Raw genomic sequence first — 21345 nt, 5'->3', positions numbered from 1 at the left:
ACCCCCATCCGCAGCTTCTTACTCTATTGTACAAAACTCTCTTTATTAGATCGCAGCCCACTCGCTCCGCCAGCAGCCAGCGTACTGACTTCACCCTGCACGGCGCCGACAACGGACGACTCCGCCCCGGCCGAAACTCCGTTTGCCGCGCCTTCCCCTGAAGTAACGTCTTGCTCAAGCTGCTTGGGAGGCTCGTAGCCTTTAGGATAAGCTTCAATCAGCACTTCTTCCGTACCGTCGCTGTACCGCACGGCCCATACGGGTATGAACCTTAGCTTTTTCCCATCAATTGGCGACGCCTGCAGTGCCGGGAACAAGGCAGTCACCTCACCTCGTCTCGCATGCTTTTTCAACCGCTCCTCCAGCACTTCGCCGCCAGGCAGCCATCTGACCGTGCGCGATTCTGATTGCGGCGCAAGCGTAATCATCGACCTCGAATACTCCGTTACTTCGCCTTGCTGCAGCGTCAGCCGCATGTAGCCATATCGGAATGGCGGCGTTTCGATGACGGGATACTGCTCCATATACTGCTTGAATCTTACGTATTTGCCTTCGCCTCCAGGCTGAGGGTTCACGAACCGGTGAACGCCGTCCCATCCGCCATGCTGATTGATAAAATCGACCGATGCGTACACGTTATCACTTAGCAGGTTTTCCATACTTTGCGGCGCAGCCGGATCGGTATAACTAATCCACATGCCGTTCTGCTCCACCTGCAGTCCCCGCTTGCCATCCGTAAATATTTGCGAGCCGCTTCGATCCTCGAAAGCCCTCGTTGTACTCGGGTCGAAGAACAAGCGCTGCATCAAGTCCGGCGGATAGATCTCATACGGAAACACCATATCCGTCGACTGAATCGGCGCGACAGGAATGTACAGCCCGTCTGCCGTCATCGTATATTTCGGCTGAAACTGTCCAAAACCTACGTAATCCTGCACATCGCGTACGGTCAGATCGGCTCGCACCGACTCATACACCATTTGACCGTCCGCGCTGAAGAAGAACGTCCGAATCTCCTCGGTGCCCGACGTCTTGAAAATCCAGATGCGGTCGATCGTCTCATTCAAGAACAACAGATCGCCCTCCAGCTTAAGCAGCTTCTGCAGAAGCTCCACCAGAATGCCATTTTCGAACCGCAGCTCAATCCCGATATCATTTTTCCGAATTTCTTCCCAATTGAGTACGTTGGACGGACTGCGTTGAAATCCTTTGAACTCCCTGCCTTGAATACGCTGGTTGAGGATCATCTCGTAAAACTGCGTACCCGGATAAATCACCGTATGCTGGTTGCCGCCAAGATGAATGATTAGCTCCTCCGGGAAAATAACGCTCTCCACGCTCGTTGCGGGTCCCATGGGCTCTGTATTTACATAATCCTGATCGCTTCTTACCGTTGCTCCGAGCCCTGGCATACTGTACGCGAGCAAGTAGCTTTGCAGAAAGCTTAGCGCCACAAGTACAATGAGCGTTGTCGTCTTCAACTTCTCCATCATGCCGGCTCACTCCCTTCCTGCAGCAGCGGGAGGGTGAACGTAACCGTCGTTCCCTCATTCAGTTCAGAATGGAGCGAGATCGTGCCGCCATGCGCCTTTACAATTTCCCGGGCAATCGAAAGTCCGAGCCCCGTTCCCCCCATATTGCGCGAGCGGGCCTTGTCCACACGGTAGAAACGGTCGAAAATCCGGTTCAAATCCTTTTTAGGAATACCGATACCGGTATCCTTGACGCTAATCGCGAGCAATGCCGAATCGGCCGGCTTCTTCGCCGTTAATTCAATCGTTCCACCGTCCAGCGTGTATTTAATAGCATTGGACAATAAATTATCGAGCACCTGATCAATCTGGTCACGGTCAAGCCAAGCAGACTGCAGCCCGTGTTCTACCCGCACCGCTGCTTTGATGGACTTCTGTCTGAGCTGGAACGAAAACCGGTCAGCAACCTCGTCCAGCATGTCATGCACGTTAGTCTGCCGCCGTCTAAGCGGCGCTTGATTCGAATCGAGCCGCGACAAGTGCAGCAGATCGGTTACTAGCCTGATCATCCGCTCGGTTTCATTGCTGATCACGCCAACGAACCGTTCGGATAGCTCCCGCTCCTCTAGCGCACCGTCATTGAGCGCTTCAGCGTAGCTCTTAATCGTCGTAAGCGGCGTCCGGAGCTCATGCGATACGTTCGCTACGAACTGGCGCCGCGACTGCTCCAGCTTTTCTTGCTCCGTTACATCCTGGAGCAGCGCAATGGTACCGGTAATTCCTTTGTCGCGCCTGTGAATCGGCGTAAACGTTACCTTAAGGATACCTTCGCTGCTGCCGCTTGCCTCCTGCTCGTCTGTATCGTCGCGGGAAACAAGCAGCGTTTGACCGCGGCCCTGCTGCAGCTCAAGCAGCTTCTGCTGAGGCAGGTCGAACAGGTCCGATAATTCGCAGCCTTCGCAGGTTCTCACATCGAGCAGCTCAAGCGCCCTGCGGTTCCAGACAATGACCTTGCCATGCTCGTCCGCCGCAACAACGCCGTCACTCATATTAGATAGAACCGAAGCGAGCTTCTCGTTCTCTTCCTCATTAACCGAGAGAGCTTCCTTCAAGCGTATGGTCATATCATTGAAGGCCATACTGAGTCTGCCGATCTCATCATCGCCCAGCACCGGTACCTTCAGATCGAATTTCCCTTCGGCAACCGCCTCCGCTTGCTTTGTAAGCCCCTGGATCGGACTCGTAATCGTATGCGCCAGCAATATGCCGAGCACGCCCGTCAGACCAAGCGCAATTAACGTACCCGAGAAAAAGATTTGATTGACCCGGTTAACCGTCTCATACAAATCATTCATGGACGCCACTACATATACTGCACCTACGACTTTGTCGCCCAGCGTTACAGGCTGCGCTATCATTTTTTTACGGATATTATCTTCATCTATGATTTCTTCTTCATTATCCCGTATGTTTTGAAGCGCCCTGCTGACGGCAAGCGATTTATTCTTCTTACCGATATACGACTGATCTCCCTGCAGCGAGGTTGCCACCACTTTGCCGTTCGAGTCCAGCACCTGAACCTCGGCTCCGCTAATACTGAACAAATTGCGTACGACCAGGCTCAAATCCTCTGTCGTGCTCTCTATGGAATCGCCTTCTATATCCGGCTTCGCTGCTAAGCTTGGAGCAGCGAATTTAGACAAAATATCGGCCTGCTCCTTTAAGTTGTTCGTGAAGCTGTCGATTAACGAGTTTTTGACCGTACTGATAAAATAAACGCCGATCAGCTGCATCGCTACCAATATGAGCAGCAAGTAGATGATAACGAGCTTGACTTGGATCGTGCGGAAGAAGCTTTTGCCTTTCATCCTCAACCGAAGCCTCCGGATTTGGAATTACGCATCATATATCCGAGCCCCCGCCGGGTCATAATATAATCGGGACGGCTCGGATCATCCTCGATTTTCTCGCGCAGCCGCCGAATCGTCACATCGACCGTCCGCACGTCACCGAAATATTCAAAGCCCCATACCGCTTGCAGCAAATGCTCCCGCGTCATCACCTTGCCGCTGTTGCGCGCCATGTAATAGACAAGCTCATACTCACGGTGGGTCAGATCAAGCGGCTCGCCGTTTTTGTAGACGACATACATATCTGTATCAATAAACAAATTAAACAGCTTGAAGCCCTGCTGCTCCTGCTCCGCAGGACTTTCCAAGGCGGCAGCGCCATTAACGCCGCTATGTCCCGCAATTGCAGCTGAAGGCTTCTGCTGCCTGCGCAAATGAGCTTTCACACGCGCCAGCAATTCCCGCGTGCTGAATGGTTTCGTGACATAATCATCCGCGCCAAGCTCAAGCCCAAGCACCTTGTCAATTTCCGTGTCCTTGGCCGTGAGCATAATAATCGGCATATGCAGCTTCGAACGCACCTCTCGGCATACGTCCATACCGTCCTTCACCGGCAGCATCAAATCAAGCAAAATCAGATCAGGCTGCTCTTCGAAAGCAAGGCGAACCGCTTCGCCGCCGTCGAAGGCGCAAATGACCCGATGCCCTTCCTTCTCCAAATTAAACTTGAGTATATCTGCTATCGGCTGTTCGTCATCGACCACTAATATTTTACCGTGCATCGCTACACCCGCCCGTCGCTAGTCCTTAGTAATGCTTCTATTCTATCACACGTTAATGGTTACTTCACAATGAAACTTCCCTCATGATTGCAAGGATTTTCCTGCGCTTGGCGGCGCTGATGCAAATAGAAAAGGAGCACCGTCTCAGCCGATGCGAGAGCGGTACTCCTTGTTCGCGTATAGGTATAATTTATAAATATTTCAGTGGATTTAGAGCGACGCCGTTTTTAAGAATTTCAAAATGTAAATGAACGCCTGTAGAATGACCAGTGTTACCCATAATACCGATTTTGTCACCTTTTTCTACAATGTCACCCTCACTTACATTATAGGAATTCAGATGACCGTATAACGTTTTGTATCCATTTTTATGATTAATTATAATGGTTTTGCCCGTTCCGGTCCTATTGCCAACAAACTCGACAACGCCGGTATCCGAGGCAAGAATGCTTTTACTGCCAGTCAAGTCAATACCTGTATGCATCCGTCCCCAGCGCGGGCCGAATTTGCTGGTCAAGTTGCTTCCGGAAACCGGCATCGCGAAGCGGCCGGAACCTTCGCCTAAAATTACCTTAGTACCCCTCATGACAACGGTCGGAATCGCTTCCTTAAGGACTTCCTTGCTAACCAGCTCCTCGGTAACGACATAACCGTTCTGCTTTACAATCCGGTACGTCAGCCGTTTTGAGCCTTCCACCCCTTGTGAAATGGTTTTTGATTCACCGACACGCATATCATCGTTCTTCTTCACTTCTACCGGCGGTTCAATCGTTTCGACCTCAACCAGGCTCTCAACCGTCTTCACCGTTATCTCCGGCTGGAGCACCGTTAAATCAAGCACATCGCCGATTGTGAGCTTATCGTCTTCAATCCACCTGTTGTTCTCATAAATAACCTGTGGAGAAATGTCAAATTTCTCTGCGATACATCCGACACAATCGCCTTCTTGCACCGTATACTTCGTTGGCTGGATGCTGCCTTGGACTAGCTTCTTATAAATATCTTCGGCCGCCATAATTTGGGTTGGATCCGTATCGACGGGATCCGTCTGCACGGCCTCCACGAAACCGACATCCGTCACTTCGAGGCCAGGTGTCTTCGCTGCAGATTTTGCTGCAGGTTCCGCTTCTTCGCCCGCATCGAACGATAGCGCCGTAACCTCTTTCGCTTTCTTCTTCGCTGCCGCCAGCTCAGGCGCAAATTTGCTCTGCACCCGAAGTAAAATAGCATCTGCCGTCTGCTGGTCTTTCACTATGCCGATTACCTTACCGTCAACCTTAACTTCGACGCCTACCGCATGAGAGGTAAACATACCTTCTAACTTTTTTAAGGTCGCGTCCGTTTCAGGGGCTGCTTTAAAAGCATTATCGATTTCATATGTAATCTTCCCTGTTTCGAGTACCATGCTGACATTAGGATTGGCTTGCTGGGCTTCCTCGGTTTCTTGTAGAACAAGCTGTTCGACTGCGTCTGGATTGCTTACCGTTCCTACCGGTTTTCCGTTCATATATACATTATAAAATTCAACTGTGTTTGCTTGGACATATTGGATGCCGCTAAATCCGGCTACTGTGAGGAGTACGAGCGCCCCGCCCGTCAGCTGTACCCGCTTCTTCCGCCATAAAGGCGTGCTGGCCTTGCCGCTTACGGATTGTTGCTTTGTCTTGCCATTCAAGTCTTGCGATCGGCTAGTCCGAAAGTACTTAATCGTCTGATCCCATACCTTCTTAATCCGACCCTTGTCCCTGAAAAAGGTCATGATTGTCTCCTTTTCGCGCTTATGCAACTATTTTTCCGGTTTCCGACATGAAAAAAGGCGAATTATCCTGTCGGATCACTCGCCTAATACTTTAACATAACCCCAACAATTGGGGCAACCTTTACACAACGTTCAAAGTATTAATATTTTTTCAGAATCTCCATCATTTCCCCATACTCGGTTTTGTCGAGATGCTGTGCCATAATTTGTTGAATAGTCGTTAATTCTTGCTCCGTTAGACCATTTTCGACATATTGTGATATGGTTTGCCACGATTCCTGCGGTAATTTGCTCATTAATAATCCGAACAATTTTTCCTTATCCTCATCGCTCATTTGCTCTTTCACTTCAGTCAAATCCTCGGTCGTGACTGCCGTTTCCTTGCCGTCTATCCCAGCGGTTCCTTCCTGAACTTCTCCTACATCAGGAGCAGCTCCCCCATTTGCCTGTGTTCCACCACCGATACCTATGTCTGTCAAAGGCGGCTCGGTCGCTTCCCCGAATGCATCGACCGCTACCGGCGCTTCTCCGTGATCATTACCCGCTGCTTCATCAGGCTCGCTTGTTGCATCAATAGAAGCTTCAGTAGATGCTTGAGTATCCTCCTTTGCTGCCGTATCTGTTGCCATGAGCGGATCTGCACCCCATAGCTTGCCCCATACGCCAGACATGGCCATTGGCGGCACCTCAAGCGGCATATTGTACTGCTTTAGCAGCGTTTCTACATAACTGGTTACAATATACCCGGTTGTCCATATCGATAGAAAGCTCAATATGAGCCCAGCTGCGACTAGTTTTGAAAGCCATCCGATTTTTTTAAGCATGCTATCTCATTCCCTTCGACAAACAACCGCTGCACCTTATGTTATTTGGCGATTGTTTCCATAATCTACTACATACCATTATGGTCAACAAAAAGGGAGAACATTCTCTTTTTTCTCTTAAATGATAATATCTCCATTTTTCAGAGCATTTTCAGGCACCTTTGCTGCATGGCAACTAAAATATTACTTTCCTAATCAATAAAAAAAGGATAGCCTGGGCTATCCTTCCTTTTCATTATTTATTTAGCAAATTCCTTCTATTCGTAAATCTGACGAACCGGATTCGTTTGTTCACGGTTACGGCCTACAGAGAAAATCGCAATTGGTATGCCTGTCAGCTCAGATACGCGGTTTACGTAGTTGCGCGTGTTAACTGGCAGGTCTTCAAGCGTCTTCGCACCGGAGATGTCCTCCGACCAGCCTGGAAGCTCCTCGTAGATCGCTTCGCATTCGGATACTAATTTGAGGCTTGCAGGATAAGTCTCGATAACTTCACCGCGCAATTTGTAACCTGTACAAATTTTCACCGTTTCCAGACCCGTTAATACGTCAAGCGAGTTAAGCGACAAGCCCGTAATCCCGCTTACGCGGCGCGCATGGCGGACAACAACCGTATCGAACCAGCCGACGCGGCGCGGACGACCTGTAACCGTACCGTACTCATGGCCTTTGTCACGGATCAATTGGCCGATTTCGTTATCCTGCTCGGTTGGGAACGGGCCATCACCTACACGGGTTGTGTACGCTTTGGCAACTCCTATAACCTGTTGAATCTTAGATGGACCAACGCCGGAACCGATACATACGCCGCCAGCCGAAGGGTTGGAGGACGTAACGAATGGATACGTACCTTGGTCGATATCCAGCATAACGCCTTGAGCACCTTCGAATAAAACCTTCTGTCCCGCATCAATGGCATCGTTAAGAACAACTGAAGTATCCGTTACATAAGGACGAAGTACTTCTGCAAAACCGAGGTATTCGCTAACGATTTTGTCGGCGTCAAGCGGCTCGCTGCCGTATACTTGCTCGATTAGCTGGTTTTTCTCTACGATTATGCTGCGCACACGCGTTTCGAATTCTTCCGCATCCATCAGATCGGCGATCCGGATACCATTACGAGCAGCCTTGTCCATATAGCAAGGGCCAATACCTTTACGGGTCGTACCGATTTTGTTTACACCCTTACGATCTTCCTCAAGCCCGTCCAATACAAGGTGGTAAGGCATGATTACATGTGCACGATCGCTAATTTTCAAGTTTTCCGTCGAAAAACCGTTATCATGAATATAGTTAATTTCGTCAATCAGCGCTTCTGGATTAATAACCATGCCGTTACCGATGACGCAAGTTTTATTATGATTGAAAATACCCGATGGAATCATCGTCAATTTATATTTTTTGTTATCAATGAGGATCGTGTGTCCGGCATTGTTACCTCCTTGGTAACGAGCGACGACGTCGGCTCCTTCTGCCAAGAAATCAGTGATTTTGCCTTTACCTTCGTCTCCCCACTGCGTTCCAACAACAACTACCGTAGACATAATCATACCCCCGTCCGGTGTTTATGAACACCGAAAATTACCGTCCTGAAATCATAACACCCTTTCGCCTTCAATCGAAGACTTGCGTGATAAGAGTCAAAAGACAGCATTAATAGTGTAGCAGTCCAACTGCGAGAAGTCAAACAAAAAACGAACAATTGCACTACTGCCTCTGCAATTGTTCGGATATTCATGATGCGTGCGGATCCTGGTGCGTACGGTCAATACTTACGAATTTATTGAATTGTTTGAGAAACGCCAGCTCCACCGTGCCTACCGGCCCGTTACGCTGCTTGGCGATAATGATTTCGATAATATTTTTCTTCTCCGACTCTTTATCGTAGTAGTCGTCCCGGTATAGGAACGCTACGATATCGGCATCTTGCTCGATCGATCCCGACTCCCTGAGGTCGGACATCATCGGACGCTTGTCCTGCCGCTGCTCGACACCCCGGCTGAGCTGTGACAGCGCGATAACCGGAACTTCAAGCTCACGCGCAATGTGCTTCAATGTACGTGAAATTTCCGAAACCTCCTGCTGCCTGTTCTCGCCGGCTTTGCCGCGGCCAGAAATAAGCTGCAGGTAATCGATTAGAATCATACCGAGTCCGCGTTCCTTTTTCAAACGCCGGCATTTCGAGCGAATCTCAGCAACTGTTATTCCCGGTGTATCATCGATATAAACCTCGGACTCCGACAAGGCTCCGATGGCCATCGTCAATTTCTCCCAATCCTCGCCCTCAAGATGCCCCGTCCGCATCCGCTGCGCATCGACATTGCCTTCCGCACAAACCATCCGCTGTACAAGCTGAGCAGCGGACATCTCCAGACTGAAGATGGCGACTGTCTCGCGTGCGCGTATGCCGACATTCTGGGCTATATTGAGCGCAAACGCCGTTTTACCTACCGATGGACGAGCCGCAACGATAATTAAATCGCTTCGCTGGAAACCTGCCGTCATTCTATCCAAATCGGTAAAGCCCGATGGAATTCCTGTCGTATTTCCTTTATTCGAATACAGCAATTCGACCTTTTCAAACACTTCCATCAGTACGTCTCGAATAGAGATAAAGCCGCTGCCTGAGCGGCGGTTGGATATCTCGAGTATTTTTTTCTCTGCGTCGCCGAGCAATACGCCAACATCGTCCGAGTTAGCGTATCCATCGGATACGATGTTTGTTGCTGTACGGATAAGACGCCGCAGCATCGATTTTTCTTCTACAATTTGCGCGTAATAATCAACGTTTGCCGCCGTCGGTACCGAATTTGCCAGCTTTGCCAAATAACTGACGCCGCCAATTTCCTCAAGCAGATGCTGATCCTGCAAATGAGCGGTCAAGGTTACGAGGTCAACCGGCTGGTTGTTCTCCGCTATCTCGACCATGGCTTCATATATCTGTCTATGAGATCCGCTGTAAAAATCTTCGCTGCGCACCCGCTCCATCGCTGTAATGAGCGCTTCCGGCTGCAGCAAAATCGCACCGATGACAGCCTGTTCGGCTTCCAGGTTTTGCGGCGGAACACGGTCAAACATCAGCTCTGTACTCATGGGTTCCTCCTAATTATAGCTTACCTGTTACTCCTCGGCTGCTTGAACGCTTAGCTTCGCCTTCACTTCAGGATGAAGCTTCACAGACACCTGCGTTACGCCAAGGGTACGGATGGGATCTTCCAGCTCAATTTTCCGTTTATCGATCTTAATGCCTTGCGCAGCCAGCGCTTCAGCAATTTGTTTGCTCGTTATCGCACCGAACAGCCTTCCGCCTTCGCCTGCCTTTGTCTTAATAACGACCGTAAGCTCATCCAAACGTTTGCCTAACGCCTGAGCGTCTTCCTTTTCCTTCTCCTTGCGTTTCTGCTCCGAAGCATTCTGTAACTCAAGTGTCTTCAAGTTACCGTCAGATGCCAGCTTCGCCAGTCCTTGCGGCAATAGAAAATTGCGTACATAGCCTTCGGAAAGATCCTTCACTTGCCCTTTCTTTCCTTGTCCTTTAACATCCTGCAAAAAGATTACTTTCATTCAAATAACCCCTCTTCCGATTCAATTTCGTCTAAAACCTGCTTCAGAAGCTCAGCGACTTCTGTCACAGTCCCTTCAAGCTGAGCGGCTGCATTCGTTAAATGTCCGCCTCCGCCCATTCGTTCCATAACAACCTGTACGTTCATATGGCCGAGAGAACGGGCGCTAATGCCGATTAGTCCGTCTGCCCGCTCCCCGATAACGAACGAAGCCAATATATCCGTCATATTCAGCAGCGTATCCGCCGATTGTGCGATGAGAAGCTGCGAATATTTACGGCCACTTTCCGTTACGGCAATAGCCACGTGCTCGTATAGCACCTCGGCGTGCTTAATAATCTCTGCCTTGCGCACATACTCCTCGAGATCTTCCTTCAGCATCCGCTGAATCATCATCGAATCCGCGCCGTTGCGGCGCAGGAACGAGGCCGCCTCAAACGTTCGCGCGCCTGTGCGCAGCGAGAAGCTCTTCGTATCAACCGTTATTCCTGCAAGCAACGCCGTCGATTCTCTCACATCAAGCACGACACGATCATGAATGTACTGCAGCAGCTCCGTTACAAGCTCGCAGGTCGAAGAAGCGTAAGGCTCCATATATACCAAAATCGCATTCGCAATAAACTCTTCGCTGCGACGGTGATGATCGACAACGACAATACGTTCCGTTAGCGTCAGCAGCTTTGGTTCCTTGACCATCGATACTTTGTGCGTATCAACGACGACAGCAAGCGTCTGCGGCGTTATAAGCGCCAATGCCTGCTCCGGCGACACAAACCGTTTGGACAGCCGCTCGTCTTCCTTGATCAGTTCCATCATTTTCTGGATAGCCGGATTGATACCCTCTAGCACGATATAAGCCTCTTTGCCGAACAATTGCGCCGCCTTCATCACGCCAATAGCCGCACCGATCGCATCCATGTCAGGCATCTTGTGTCCCATAATGACGACATTATGGCTCTCGCGAATCAAGTCGCGCAGCGCATGTGCGACGACCCGCGCTCTGACGCGCGTCCGCTTCTCTACCGCATTGGACTTGCCTCCATAGAACGACTGGCGGCTGCCCACCTTAACCGATGCTTGATCACCGCCGCGGCCAAGCGCAATATCAAGGCTCGTATGCGCCCATTGACCAAGCTCAATAATGTGATCGGCGCCAGCCGCGAAGCCAATGCTGAGCGTAACCGGGATTTTGTGGTCGCCGGTTATTTCTCTTACTTCATCCAGCACGATAAAACGTGACTGCTCCAGCAGCTTGAGAGTCTTCTGGTCGGTCAGGAGCAGGAACCGGTCTGACGTCAGTCTCTTCAAATAGATATGGAATTTCTGCGCCCATTCCGTAATTTCTGCAGTCACTTTCGAGAGCATCGCGCTCCGCTGGTGATCGTCGAGGCCTTGCGAGACCTCTTCGAGGTTATCGATCATAACGACGCCGAGAACGAGCTTTTCATCCTCATATTTTCGGCCAAGCTGCCACAGATCGGTTATGTTTTTGACGTACAGTATCCGTTCCTTCTGTTTGAATATAAGCTGATACACATGTGAGCCGACAGTCGCTTCAATGGTACCCTCGCGTTCCTTTACTTGCTGGAGTGTAGGAAACAGCTCCGTAAGCGGAGCACCAACGACAGATTCCCGCTCCAGAATGGCTGCGATGTAGGGATTATGCCATTCCACCGTACGTTCTTCATTATATAAAATAATTCCGAATGGGAGCTCGCTGACCACATCGTTGCCAGCCTTCTTCACACGATAAGAAAGCGTTCCTAAATAGGATTTTAAATCTTTGCGGAACGCTCGTTCAGCCAGAACCGTATAGACCCCCACCCCGCCCGTCAATAGCAGCCCGAGCAGCCCGAGCAGCCATTCAAACCAAGCAAGCGCAACCGTCATGAGCGCCATTAATATGAAAGCCCATATTTGATGCATTCCGTGCCATCGCGTAATTAAAAACTTCGGCATTTCCGATCCGCTCCTGTGCTATGGTTTCGTAAACGACTTCCGGATTGGAAAAGCGGTATCCAGCACGCCAATCAAGCTAAGCGGCGGGAAGATAAGCACCGGAATCGCAATAAGAATCGGCACCGCTTTGTTCCACCCCCGCTGGTGAGCGAGGAAGAAGAAAAATCCGACAGCCTGTATCGCAAAAACATAACTAAGCAGAGGCACTAAATTCATTAGCGCTATCGCGAAAAAAGACTCGCTAGTCTTAGTCGAGAAAAGTTCAATGGAATAAGCAATTAAATAAATAATGACAAGCATACGAGACAGACGCCAATCTTTCGCCCGCGTAAACCTTGGAACTTCCGGCCCACCGCTCCATTTTACCGCTCTGCGCGCCAAATATTGCGTAATAATCGTGTATCCAAAGGCAATCAAAATAAACGTAACCGGTATCGAGCCCACCATCGTACGAACCATCATTTCCGTTAATTCAGAATTCCACTCTTTCGGAAGCAGCCCTTGTACAACCAGATCATCAACCGTTGTTCTTACTAATGAACTCATTTTCTGAATGAGCGAAATTTTCAATATGACCTCGAAAATAAACAATTCAAGCAGCAGCCCGGCTAGAAATACAACTCCAACCGTCCGAATGACCTTTGAGGCGGGCTCTTGCTTCATATACAAGTGACCCATCACGATTGCCGGTATGAGAAAGAAAAAACCAATTATGAGCGTTGCCGGCCCTCCAATGAAAAATGCAAGCAGCCACACAGTAATCAGATGCAGCACAAACGATTTTGGCGGCAAGGTGGTATACAGCACAACATAAGGCACCATCAAGAGCAGCAGAGTAAGGATGTTTAACAGCGGTAAATGAATGGACAATAATAAAAGGAGTGCCGCACAGCTCCACAGCACTGGTTTCAAGCCGGTTTTCAAACCGTTCACCTCTTGCGTATTTAATCTGGTTTCTTACGAAACTTTTACATCTCATTATAGCATAAGCAAAGCAAAAAGACGGAACATCGTTCTCACTCCGTCTTATTTCATTTTATTTTGTCCATACCGGTTTGAAAATAGTACCCCTGCGCGGCCGTGTCAATCACTCTTTGCCGTTCATTATCGGTCCTGCAGTACGTTATGCTGCTCCATAATAATCTTTTGACAATAATCAATAATCTCGCTTCTGCGCACAATCCCGATAAAACGGTTCATATCATCTACGACTGGCACAAAGTTTTGCGCCTTCGCTAATGAAATCAAATCATCCATGTTCGCGTCTATCCGCACGGTCTTGTTGTTCATCCGCAGAGGCAGATCGCTCAGCTTTACTTTATTCGTTTGCTCAAGCGTCAGATCCGCATGATTTTTAATATACCATAACAGATCACCTTCTGTGACCGTACCGGCATAACCACCGTCATCATTAATAATAGGCACCGCACTATAGCGATGGTATTCCATTTTTTCAAGCGTCTGCCTTAGCGTCGCATCCTGCGTCAAGCATACGACCTCCTGCTTCGGCAGCAAAAAAAACGCGATATTCATTTCCCCAACAACTCCATTCCGTTTGCTCATTCCATTATACTTCGATGAAAGAGGCAGACCGGTTTCACCCTCATTATAGATGTTATTTTGACGAAACAGGTTACAAAACTTTTACAATGTAATAGCACCAAATATGGATATATTATCTGTTTGAAAATAGGTCTATTGCCGACTTTGGACGAATACAATCATTGCAAGAATATGAATAATAGAAAGGGTGAAAGCTCGTTATGCATCCAGACAACTCGTCGACAGGCTTAGATCCAAAAGTAGCAGGCTTACTTTGTTATTTAGGAGGCTTCATCACCGGTATTATTTTCCTTGTTCTGGAGAAACAAAGCCGCTTCGTCAAATTGCATGCCGTTCAGTCTATCGTTGTCTCTGTCGTACTCATCGTACTTAATATTTTGTTCGGCTTCATACCTATTATCGGATGGATTCTCGGTTTGCTGCTCGCACCTGTCGCCTTTATTTTATGGATTGCGCTTATGCTGCTTACCCTGCAGGGCAAACTAGGCAAACTTCCTATCATCGGAGACTGGTCGGAGCAGCAAGCTAATAAGTTTTAAGCTTGTGTAAGTTCCGCTCGAGCCAGCTTCGTTAAGCTTGCAACAACCAGCTCATACGAATGGTCAATCATCGCTTGCAGCTCAAGTTCGGACAAGGTGCCGTCAACGGTTACGGTATTCCAATGCATTTTGTTCAGATGATACCCAGGCTTAACGACCGTGTGCTGCTCGCGCAAATTCTGAGCAATTTCCGGATTACACTTCAATGAGATGGAGTCGGATGAAATAAGCGCGAACATTTTGCCCGCGACCTTCATGACGAGCGGCTCAGGCCCAAACGGGTAATCACGCTGCGCACCCTGCTTCTCTTCGCAATAATAGATAAGTTGCTGCAACCTGCTTCCTCCTCTATTCATTGTCCTGCTGACTCTATTATAACGAAACCTACACCTGTTCTGCATCTTCCTAATAATGATAAAAACCGACGATAGGTATCGTCGGTTTTTATCATTTTATTGCCTATTCACTTATCGACCTATTCAGTCGTGTAAGGAAGCAATGCGATTTGACGTGAACGTTTAACTGCGATTGTAAGCAAGCGTTGGTATTTCGCGCTTGTACCAGTCACACGACGTGGCAAAATTTTGCCGCGCTCGCTGATAAACTTTTTCAGCAAATCTGTATCTTTATAGTCAATTTTAGTGATTTTGTTTACAGTGAAGAAACACACTTTACGACGTTTGTTGCGTCCGCCTTTACGTCCGCTGAACTTACGCTCTGGACGCTCGTCGCCGCCATTATCTCTTTGCTTGAAAGCCATGATAGATATCCTCCTTATCGTTGAAAATTATTGATACTCGTAGAAGCTTCTACTAAAGTATCAAAACGGCAAATCATCCTCTGATATATCAATCGGGCGTCCGTCATCCTGGAACGGATCACGGCTGTCGTTACGTGAGTTATTACCAGATGGCCGGTTACCGCCGCTTTGGGAAGCGTTGCCTCCGAAAGATCCTCCGCCGCTGCTTGCGCCGGCACCGCTGTAGTTGCTTCCGCCTTCTTCACGCGCTCCGCCTTCACGATTGGACTCTAAGAACCGTACGTTATCGGCAATAACTTCCGTCACATAGACGCGCTTACCTTCGTTGTTCTCATAATTCCGCACTTGAATACGTCCTTCAACCGCTGTTAAACGGCCTTTGCGCAAATAGTTGGCACAAGTTTCGGCTAGCTGCCGCCAAGTTACAACCGGAATAAAATCAGCCTCACGCTCACCTTGACCACTCGTAAACGGGCGATCTACCGCAATCGTGAACTGCGTAACCGCAACACCTGCAGGTGTATAGCGAAGTTCTGGGTCTCTCGTCAATCTGCCAATAAGTATAACACGGTTCAACATCGTTTCCGACCTCCCAATCAAACAATCCTGCGTGGACTAAGCAACGTCTCTGACGATCAACGAACGAATAACTTCATCCGTAATCTTCATGATGCGGTCAAGTTCATTCACAACTTCAGTTGTTGCGTTGAAATGTACCAGTACAAAGTAACCATCACGAAGCTTGTTGATCTCATACGCAAGACGGCGTTTACCGATCACGTCTGTCTTTGTGACCTCTCCGCCATTGGAGATGATGCCATTAAATTTATCAACGATAGCTTGAACGTTTTCTTGTTCAACCTCTGGACGAATGATGTACATCACTTCATATTTGCGCATATTGTTTCACCTCCTTTTGGACTAACGGCCCCATAAATGGAGCAAGGAGCGAGCTTCTGCTCGCATACTTGAATACTATATCAAATTGATGGGCCAATGACAAGTAAAGCTTTTAGCCGTTTTCTTCTACTTATGTAATTTAGCTGCCCTGCAAATACTAACGGTCCGGACAATGGAATCGTTGTCCGCTCTTTAAATAAGCGGAGGTGAAAGGTATGGGCGAATGGACGTTGTTCTCACCCGGTGATAAAGCCCCTAATGATGGCACATATATTGAAGAGGGTGTCAACTCTTTTCATATGGGCATTGAAAATCCAAAAAAAGTAACGCTGAACGCGGGCGAGCGTTTTCCTCAGACAACAAATCACGAACGGAAATGGAAACGGATGGGTCATTAATTTTTTGTAAAGCAGCGTGTATAGCTCAAGTTTGCTCTGGTCATGCTATTTATCGACGGTGTAAGAGAGGTGTGGTTCCGTTGAACCGTTTGGTGAAAGGACCTCAAGAGGATTTCGTCCACGCAGGATAGAAGCGGAGGGTTGTGCCAAAGACTACGGTCTGTAACACGCGTGCATTCGAGTTAAAAAGGATTTATTGAAGCGACTTCCAAGGTTTCGCATGCTTGTAGTGAGATTTGATAGACTCAAACCATCAACCACCGTCAAGAGGAGAGCTCGAAAGAGCTCTCTTTTTAAAAAGATTAAGAAAGTTAAATTTGAATCTTATACGTTGCTTATATTTCACCGCGAAACGAGCTTCAAGGACGGCGAAGCCGTTTACGCTTGCTATTTGCGTAATTCATGCCATGCCTTGCTCGGACGGTCGGCCGGATATCCATACTGTTCACGGTAAGCCTTGCGCTCCGTCGTAAAGTCCCACCATTGCTTGTCGCTGCCTGGATGGCTGGCATGATGTACAGCAAGCCGCATAACATCTTCCACACATGGGTCCATCCAAACGCCATGAAGTCTCTCCAGGCGTTCTACAAGCTGTGCTCCGCTCTCTCCCCCACTCTTAATCTGCTCAAGTGAGTAAAACCCTAACTCAACCAAATTATAGGCAAGCTTCGGACCGATAGACGGCACGTTTTGAAACTGTACGAGCGCAATTAATGTGTTAGCCCGATTTTCAGGGACATTCAAGCTAACGCTCAGTTGAGCCGGTGAGTAATTAGTGACTTCAGCAAGCTTAATCTTTGCTTCTCTAAGACGCTTTCGTTCGCCATCCGTTAACGGCAGCTTTGGCGTACCCATTATTGATCATCCTATTCTCGCTATAGAAATAAAAAAAACGATTCGACAACCGAATCGTTTGACTGTTTATGTATGGCGGAGAAGGTGGGATTCGAACCCACGCACGCTTTGACACGCCTAGCTGATTTCGAGTCAGCCCCCTTGGGCCTCTTGGGTACCTCTCCGCATGTAAAAATTATTTTAACACATAGCTTGTCCTCAAGCAAGTGTTTTACAAAAATATTTTTTGGATTTTTGCTGCACTATTGTTACATCTCTGACCCGCTTGTTTCTGACGATTTAGAGCGCAGCACCTTCTTCATATTTTTCTCAAATTTTGCTCTAGGAATAAGGACACTATGCTTACAGCCTACGCATTTAATGCGGATATCCATTCCCATCCGGATGATTTCCATCTCGTTTGAACCGCATGGATGCTGTTTTTTCATTTGAACGACGTCTCCAAGCTCAAACTGCTTACGCTCCATCTTTCACGCCTCCCTTTTCGTTGCGGTGATACGTAACCACTCTCGGATACGGAATTTCAATACCGCTTGCATCTAATGCTTTTTTAATCTCCATATTCATTTTACGCGAAATGATTGGATGGGAGTTCGGAAGGCATTCGGCAATAACCCGAATCGTTACTCCTGTAGGAGCAATCGCTTGTATCCCGAGCACTTCCGGCGCGTTAACGAGATTTTCGTCCTTCATGCTAATCATCGTAGACCGAATGACCTCTAATGCGCGGTCCACCTCTTCTTCAAATGCAATGGATATATCGACAATAGCCAATGAATTGTTGATAGAAAAGTTCGTTACCTCATTGATCATCCCGTTGGGGATGATATGCAATTCACCTGTCCAGCTTTGAATTCTGGTTGTGCGGAGTCCGATCATTTCAACTGTCCCTTTAAACTGACCGGTTTGAATAACGTCTCCTACCGCGAACTGATCCTCCAATACAATAAAAAAACCTGTAATGATATCTTTAACCAAGCTCTGGGCGCCAAATCCAATCGCCAGCCCCAGCACTCCTGCTCCAGCCAGTAACGGGCCCAAATCAATTCCGAACTCGGACAAAATTAGCATGGCCGTAATAAAATAAATGACATACGATACTACGTTTTTCATAAGCTTCGCTACAGTCGTCATTCGTCTTCCATAGGTAGACATCCGCTTGCTCTCACGCTCAAGCACTACCCGATCAATGGTTTTATGTATGACCCACAAAAGAATCCGTCCAATTAACAAGATAAGCAATACCCGCAGTGCAGCGTGTCCAAATCCTTGCCACAGCTTATCGTTAGTCAACCAGCTAACAGCTTCTTCATATCCTTTTTTGATTGGCATGATTTTCCCTCCTTCTCTCCAGGCTCATTCCTGTCCTATATCTCTATTTGCTTATATCCTGCTTGTATCGGTTTAAATATACCCCTAATTTCCACCTGCTCCTGCACAATAACATTCTTCACCATTACCAGATCATCTTCAGGAAAATGTATCGAAAGCGCACACCCTGCCGTTATTTCCTTCGGTGTCGGACAAATATCGATTTCTATATCGGCGTATTCGAGTAACATTTCTGCCCGCAAAGCCTGCTGAGTAGAATCAAATGCAATTAACATGAGCACCCTCCTGGAAAGTTTGCTTTTATTTCATAAGCATAATCTAAATATCAAACTATCTGAAGTATAAAAAGGTTGTCCCATCCATATACTAGTAACATATTAGCAATATCGGAGGGATTCTATGAAGCTTCCATTTATTAAGGATACGCCTTTGAAAGTGCCATACACAACGGCTAATGTTATCGGAATGCTGGTTAACCGGTTGTCATCCATGCTGGAGGATTTGGCCGATAACCGCCCTATCGTCGTCGTGTGCGTCGGTACGGATCGTTCGACCGGCGATTCGTTAGGGCCGCTTATCGGAACTTCTTTATCCAAATACAGAAGCCCTCATTTTGAGCTATTCGGCACACTAGAGGATCCCGTTCATGCAATGAATTTGGATGACACTTTATTAGAAATCAATCGGCGCTTCCATAAACCGTTCGTTATCGGTATAGACGCATGCCTTGGTCAAGTATCAAGCGTAGGCTGCATACAAGTTGGAGTTGGCCCTGTTCGTCCTGGCGCTGGAGTTAACAAAGATTTGCCGCCTGTCGGTGATATCCATATTACCGGTATTGTGAACGTAGGCGGCTTCATGGAGTATTTTGTATTGCAAAATACTCGACTCCACCTGGTTATGAAAATGGCAGATATTATTTCATTAAGCTTGTTTACTGCTATTGCTAACCATGCTCATTTAATAACTGGCGCAAGAGAACAAACGGCTGCTGCCGACAACTCTTGAGACTTTTTTAAAATTCTTATTTATTTGGCATCCAGAATTGCTTTCCGTTCTTCCGGCGTTAATGGATAAGGGGACTCCCCTTTATCAATCGGCTTAGCATAGACGTAAGTATTATCTCTGCTATGAAGACCTGAAAAAACAGCTCCATCTTTCGCTTCATTTATGATTGCAATGGAGAAGCTCAGGTCGCTTCCCCGATCGGAGAATGCATTGTAGCGATGAATGCCTATTTTACCTTTTTGCTGCGGTAACGCAATCTGCATGTCTTTAAGCTGTGCTTTCAATTGCATTGCTTCTTGCTGTTGCCCTGCAAGTCCTTCCCTCAACTCAATAATAACTTTTTCAAAATCAGTAACACCTGTGTTCCCCATTACCGCTGTATATTGTTTTCTTAGTTTTTTTAGCCGTCCTCCGATGACTGCAATCCAAATGAACAAAACAATGACTAATAACACTAAGACCACCGTCACTGCATTCATCGGATTTGATGTCCAATCTTCCATCGTTCTTCTTCCGCCCCCAGTTTGTGACTATGCCCCATATTGCTGTGATATTTCTTTGATGGCTTCCGTTAATGCATCTACCTCTGCTTCTGTTGTATATATGCCTACACTAGCTCGGATCGCGCCTGTCATTGAAGTTCCTGCACAAGCATGTGCGAGCGGCGTACAGTGAAAGCCTGCGCGGACTGCTATTCGATAATGCTGGTCCAAAATAAACGACAGCTCGGAAGGATCAATTCCATCTACATTAAACGCGACTATTCCTGTTCGTTGTTTCCCAAGTTCAGGGCCAAGAAGCCTTACGCCCCGCAGCGGCAGAAGTCCTTGCATGAGCCTTTGGGCCAGCGTCCATTCCTTAGTATGGATGTTCTGCACCGTCTCATTCAGGACATGCTGCACACCCATTTTGAGGCCTGCCAATCCTGGTGTATTTTGTGTCCCTGCCTCATATCTGTCAGGTCTTACGTGAGGCTGCTCACGCGCCTCTGATTGACTTCCAGTCCCGCCATGCAGCAACGGTTCCAGGTCAAGCTCAGGATCGATATATAGTCCTCCTGTGCCTTGTGGACCAAGCAAACCCTTATGCCCTGGAAAAGCAAGCATATGAATCCCCATCGCGCGAACGTCAATTGGAAGGATACCCGCGCTTTGTGCTGCATCAACGAGCAGCTTTATATTGTGTTTACTTGTAAGTTCTGCTATTTCTGCAATTGGCAATATCGTTCCTAACAGGTTAGAGCTATGATTAACGACAGCTAAAGTCGTATTCGGCCGAATCGCTTTCGCTACATCATCCAGTTGAATATTTCCACGATCATCAGCTTCAATATAGGTCACTTCGACACCAATGGTTTGCTCTAAATAATATAATGGACGTCTAACTGAATTATGCTCAACTGATGTGGCAATAACATGATCTCCTGGCTTGAGCCACCCTTTTATCGCCATATTTAACGCCATTGTCGTATTTGAAGTAAACGCGATATCATTTGGGTTTTTTATATTAAAAAGCTTGCTTAATTGTTTTCTTGTATCAAACAATACACGACTTGCCCGGACTGCCATGGTATGACTGCCTCGACCTGGATTGGCTGCATCGTTTAACATGGCTTGTACAACTGCCTCCGTAACGGCTGGCGGCTTCGGCCATGAGGTTGCCGCATGGTCTAAATAAATTACCGATTGTTCACTATTTACCAAGTTTTTCACACCTTCCGCATCAAATTGCTCACAACAATGGCATACCTAGTTTAATCTTTCAAAAGGAAGATTACAACT

Annotated in this window: 24 protein-coding genes and 1 tRNA gene; 3 read left to right on the top strand and 22 right to left on the bottom strand. The window is 47.8% G+C overall.

Translation table 11 applies throughout. The features are described 5' to 3' along the window. Positions 1–23: 23 nt before the first annotated feature. From DFP97_RS20990 to DFP97_RS20940, 11 genes are all read right to left on the bottom strand, one after another. Complete coding sequence (locus DFP97_RS20990) at positions 24–1493, bottom strand: YycH family regulatory protein (protein WP_114382154.1); 1470 nt, start codon at positions 1491–1493, stop codon at positions 24–26. Then, positions 1490–3340 carry a cell wall metabolism sensor histidine kinase WalK gene (gene walK, locus DFP97_RS20985; protein WP_114382153.1) on the bottom strand — a complete coding sequence of 617 codons (1851 nt, stop codon included), beginning with the start codon at positions 3338–3340 and terminating at the stop codon, positions 1490–1492. Before walK ends, DFP97_RS20990 begins: the two co-directional genes overlap by 4 nt. Positions 3341–3342: 2 nt before the next feature. After that, positions 3343–4104, bottom strand: coding sequence for a response regulator YycF (yycF, locus tag DFP97_RS20980; protein ID WP_114382152.1), 762 nt, complete (start codon positions 4102–4104; stop codon positions 3343–3345). Positions 4105–4294: 190 nt separating this feature from the next. After that, positions 4295–5863 (bottom strand): M23 family metallopeptidase, encoded by a 1569-nt coding sequence (locus DFP97_RS20975; RefSeq protein ID WP_114382151.1) that lies wholly within the window; start codon positions 5861–5863, stop codon positions 4295–4297. A gap of 140 nt (positions 5864–6003) precedes the next feature. Then, positions 6004–6687 (bottom strand): hypothetical protein, encoded by a 684-nt coding sequence (locus tag DFP97_RS20970; RefSeq protein ID WP_114382150.1) that lies wholly within the window; start codon positions 6685–6687, stop codon positions 6004–6006. Between the two features lie 257 nt (positions 6688–6944). Continuing rightward, complete coding sequence (locus DFP97_RS20965) at positions 6945–8231, bottom strand: adenylosuccinate synthase (protein WP_114382149.1); 1287 nt, start codon at positions 8229–8231, stop codon at positions 6945–6947. A 190-nt stretch (positions 8232–8421) separates the two neighbouring features. Then, a complete protein-coding gene (gene dnaB, locus DFP97_RS20960; RefSeq protein WP_114382148.1) occupies positions 8422–9780 on the bottom strand; it encodes a replicative DNA helicase in 1359 nt (452 codons plus the stop codon). 27 nt (positions 9781–9807) lie between these two features. Continuing rightward, the gene (gene rplI, locus DFP97_RS20955) at positions 9808–10251 is read right to left on the bottom strand and encodes a 50S ribosomal protein L9 (RefSeq protein WP_114382147.1); all 444 of its coding nucleotides are present in this window, start codon (positions 10249–10251) and stop codon (positions 9808–9810) included. Next, positions 10248–12209: a DHH family phosphoesterase gene (locus DFP97_RS20950; protein WP_114382146.1), complete on the bottom strand. Its 1962-nt coding sequence runs from the start codon at positions 12207–12209 to the stop codon at positions 10248–10250. The genes rplI and DFP97_RS20950 overlap by 4 nt, the downstream gene beginning before the upstream one ends. 18 nt (positions 12210–12227) lie before the next feature. Then, positions 12228–13133, bottom strand: coding sequence for a DUF2232 domain-containing protein (locus tag DFP97_RS20945; RefSeq protein ID WP_425453544.1), 906 nt, complete (start codon positions 13131–13133; stop codon positions 12228–12230). 180 nt (positions 13134–13313) lie between these two features. Further along, entirely contained in the window at positions 13314–13742 is a 429-nt protein-coding gene (locus DFP97_RS20940) for a CBS domain-containing protein (protein ID WP_114382144.1), read from the bottom strand. A 230-nt stretch (positions 13743–13972) separates the two neighbouring features. Between DFP97_RS20940 and DFP97_RS20935 the strand changes: the two genes are divergently transcribed. Further along, positions 13973–14311: a DUF4870 domain-containing protein gene (locus DFP97_RS20935; RefSeq protein ID WP_114382143.1), complete on the top strand. Its 339-nt coding sequence runs from the start codon at positions 13973–13975 to the stop codon at positions 14309–14311. Here the strand turns inward: DFP97_RS20935 and DFP97_RS20930 are convergent. The 4 genes from DFP97_RS20930 to rpsF form a co-directional block, all read right to left on the bottom strand. After that, positions 14308–14646 carry an MmcQ/YjbR family DNA-binding protein gene (locus DFP97_RS20930; protein ID WP_245976485.1) on the bottom strand — a complete coding sequence of 113 codons (339 nt, stop codon included), beginning with the start codon at positions 14644–14646 and terminating at the stop codon, positions 14308–14310. The two genes, DFP97_RS20935 and DFP97_RS20930, sit on opposite strands and share 4 nt — an antisense overlap. Before the next feature lie 140 nt (positions 14647–14786). Further along, on the bottom strand, positions 14787–15071 hold the full coding sequence (gene rpsR, locus DFP97_RS20925; RefSeq protein WP_114382141.1) for a 30S ribosomal protein S18: 285 nt from the start codon (positions 15069–15071) through the stop codon (positions 14787–14789). A gap of 60 nt (positions 15072–15131) precedes the next feature. Continuing rightward, complete coding sequence (gene ssb, locus DFP97_RS20920) at positions 15132–15650, bottom strand: single-stranded DNA-binding protein (protein WP_114382140.1); 519 nt, start codon at positions 15648–15650, stop codon at positions 15132–15134. Positions 15651–15686: 36 nt separating this feature from the next. Then, positions 15687–15971 (bottom strand): 30S ribosomal protein S6, encoded by a 285-nt coding sequence (rpsF, locus tag DFP97_RS20915; protein WP_114382139.1) that lies wholly within the window; start codon positions 15969–15971, stop codon positions 15687–15689. 215 nt (positions 15972–16186) lie between these two features. Here rpsF and DFP97_RS20910 point away from each other — a divergent pair, with 215 nt between their 5' ends. Beyond that, positions 16187–16369: a YjzC family protein gene (locus tag DFP97_RS20910; RefSeq protein WP_114382138.1), complete on the top strand. Its 183-nt coding sequence runs from the start codon at positions 16187–16189 to the stop codon at positions 16367–16369. 387 nt (positions 16370–16756) lie between these two features. On the opposite strand, the gene DFP97_RS20905 is transcribed toward DFP97_RS20910, so the two are convergent. The 5 genes from DFP97_RS20905 to DFP97_RS20885 all read right to left on the bottom strand — a co-directional run bounded on the left by DFP97_RS20905 (position 16757) and on the right by DFP97_RS20885 (position 18831). Continuing rightward, entirely contained in the window at positions 16757–17224 is a 468-nt protein-coding gene (locus DFP97_RS20905) for a helix-hairpin-helix domain-containing protein (protein ID WP_114382137.1), read from the bottom strand. Positions 17225–17297: 73 nt separating this feature from the next. Beyond that, positions 17298–17388, bottom strand: a tRNA-Ser gene (locus DFP97_RS20900). A gap of 84 nt (positions 17389–17472) precedes the next feature. Then, complete coding sequence (locus DFP97_RS20895) at positions 17473–17691, bottom strand: DUF951 domain-containing protein (protein WP_114382136.1); 219 nt, start codon at positions 17689–17691, stop codon at positions 17473–17475. After that, the gene (locus DFP97_RS20890) at positions 17681–18556 is read right to left on the bottom strand and encodes a mechanosensitive ion channel family protein (protein WP_114382135.1); all 876 of its coding nucleotides are present in this window, start codon (positions 18554–18556) and stop codon (positions 17681–17683) included. Before DFP97_RS20890 ends, DFP97_RS20895 begins: the two co-directional genes overlap by 11 nt. A 35-nt stretch (positions 18557–18591) precedes the next feature. Continuing rightward, on the bottom strand, positions 18592–18831 hold the full coding sequence (locus tag DFP97_RS20885) for a putative Se/S carrier protein (RefSeq protein WP_114382134.1): 240 nt from the start codon (positions 18829–18831) through the stop codon (positions 18592–18594). A gap of 124 nt (positions 18832–18955) precedes the next feature. Between DFP97_RS20885 and yyaC the strand changes: the two genes are divergently transcribed. Then, the gene (gene yyaC, locus DFP97_RS20880) at positions 18956–19564 is read left to right on the top strand and encodes a spore protease YyaC (RefSeq protein ID WP_114382133.1); all 609 of its coding nucleotides are present in this window, start codon (positions 18956–18958) and stop codon (positions 19562–19564) included. Positions 19565–19584: 20 nt separating this feature from the next. Here yyaC and DFP97_RS20875 read toward each other — a convergent pair whose 3' ends face one another. After that, positions 19585–20067 carry a DUF4446 family protein gene (locus DFP97_RS20875; protein WP_114382132.1) on the bottom strand — a complete coding sequence of 161 codons (483 nt, stop codon included), beginning with the start codon at positions 20065–20067 and terminating at the stop codon, positions 19585–19587. Positions 20068–20094: 27 nt separating this feature from the next. Then, on the bottom strand, positions 20095–21267 hold the full coding sequence (locus DFP97_RS20870; RefSeq protein WP_114382131.1) for an aminotransferase class V-fold PLP-dependent enzyme: 1173 nt from the start codon (positions 21265–21267) through the stop codon (positions 20095–20097). Between the last annotated feature and the right edge of the window lie 78 nt (positions 21268–21345).

Origin of the sequence: Paenibacillus prosopidis (assembly GCF_003337375.1) — a bacterium.
In the GTDB taxonomy this organism is placed as follows: domain Bacteria; phylum Bacillota; class Bacilli; order Paenibacillales; family Paenibacillaceae; genus Pristimantibacillus; species Pristimantibacillus prosopidis.
Note: the sequence above shows the minus strand (reverse complement) of the source record. Positions and strands in the feature narration are given on the sequence as shown.

Bases quoted from the DNA above. Each gene is read 5' to 3' on its own strand.
- DFP97_RS20990 (WP_114382154.1), bottom strand. From the start codon at position 1,493: ATGATGGAGAAGTTGAAGACGACAACGCTCATTGTACTTGTGGCGCTA.
- walK (WP_114382153.1), bottom strand. From the start codon at position 3,340: ATGAAAGGCAAAAGCTTCTTCCGCACGATCCAAGTCAAGCTCGTTATC.
- yycF (WP_114382152.1), bottom strand. From the start codon at position 4,104: ATGCACGGTAAAATATTAGTGGTCGATGACGAACAGCCGATAGCAGAT.
- DFP97_RS20975 (WP_114382151.1), bottom strand. From the start codon at position 5,863: ATGACCTTTTTCAGGGACAAGGGTCGGATTAAGAAGGTATGGGATCAG.
- DFP97_RS20970 (WP_114382150.1), bottom strand. From the start codon at position 6,687: ATGCTTAAAAAAATCGGATGGCTTTCAAAACTAGTCGCAGCTGGGCTC.
- DFP97_RS20965 (WP_114382149.1), bottom strand. From the start codon at position 8,231: ATGTCTACGGTAGTTGTTGTTGGAACGCAGTGGGGAGACGAAGGTAAA.
- dnaB (WP_114382148.1), bottom strand. From the start codon at position 9,780: ATGAGTACAGAGCTGATGTTTGACCGTGTTCCGCCGCAAAACCTGGAA.
- rplI (WP_114382147.1), bottom strand. From the start codon at position 10,251: ATGAAAGTAATCTTTTTGCAGGATGTTAAAGGACAAGGAAAGAAAGGG.
- DFP97_RS20950 (WP_114382146.1), bottom strand. From the start codon at position 12,209: ATGCCGAAGTTTTTAATTACGCGATGGCACGGAATGCATCAAATATGG.
- DFP97_RS20940 (WP_114382144.1), bottom strand. From the start codon at position 13,742: ATGAATATCGCGTTTTTTTTGCTGCCGAAGCAGGAGGTCGTATGCTTG.
- DFP97_RS20935 (WP_114382143.1), top strand. From the start codon at position 13,973: ATGCATCCAGACAACTCGTCGACAGGCTTAGATCCAAAAGTAGCAGGC.
- rpsR (WP_114382141.1), bottom strand. From the start codon at position 15,071: ATGGCTTTCAAGCAAAGAGATAATGGCGGCGACGAGCGTCCAGAGCGT.
- ssb (WP_114382140.1), bottom strand. From the start codon at position 15,650: ATGTTGAACCGTGTTATACTTATTGGCAGATTGACGAGAGACCCAGAA.
- rpsF (WP_114382139.1), bottom strand. From the start codon at position 15,971: ATGCGCAAATATGAAGTGATGTACATCATTCGTCCAGAGGTTGAACAA.
- DFP97_RS20910 (WP_114382138.1), top strand. From the start codon at position 16,187: ATGGGCGAATGGACGTTGTTCTCACCCGGTGATAAAGCCCCTAATGAT.
- DFP97_RS20905 (WP_114382137.1), bottom strand. From the start codon at position 17,224: ATGGGTACGCCAAAGCTGCCGTTAACGGATGGCGAACGAAAGCGTCTT.
- DFP97_RS20895 (WP_114382136.1), bottom strand. From the start codon at position 17,691: ATGGAGCGTAAGCAGTTTGAGCTTGGAGACGTCGTTCAAATGAAAAAA.
- DFP97_RS20890 (WP_114382135.1), bottom strand. From the start codon at position 18,556: ATGCCAATCAAAAAAGGATATGAAGAAGCTGTTAGCTGGTTGACTAAC.
- DFP97_RS20885 (WP_114382134.1), bottom strand. From the start codon at position 18,831: ATGTTAATTGCATTTGATTCTACTCAGCAGGCTTTGCGGGCAGAAATG.
- yyaC (WP_114382133.1), top strand. From the start codon at position 18,956: ATGAAGCTTCCATTTATTAAGGATACGCCTTTGAAAGTGCCATACACA.
- DFP97_RS20875 (WP_114382132.1), bottom strand. From the start codon at position 20,067: ATGGAAGATTGGACATCAAATCCGATGAATGCAGTGACGGTGGTCTTA.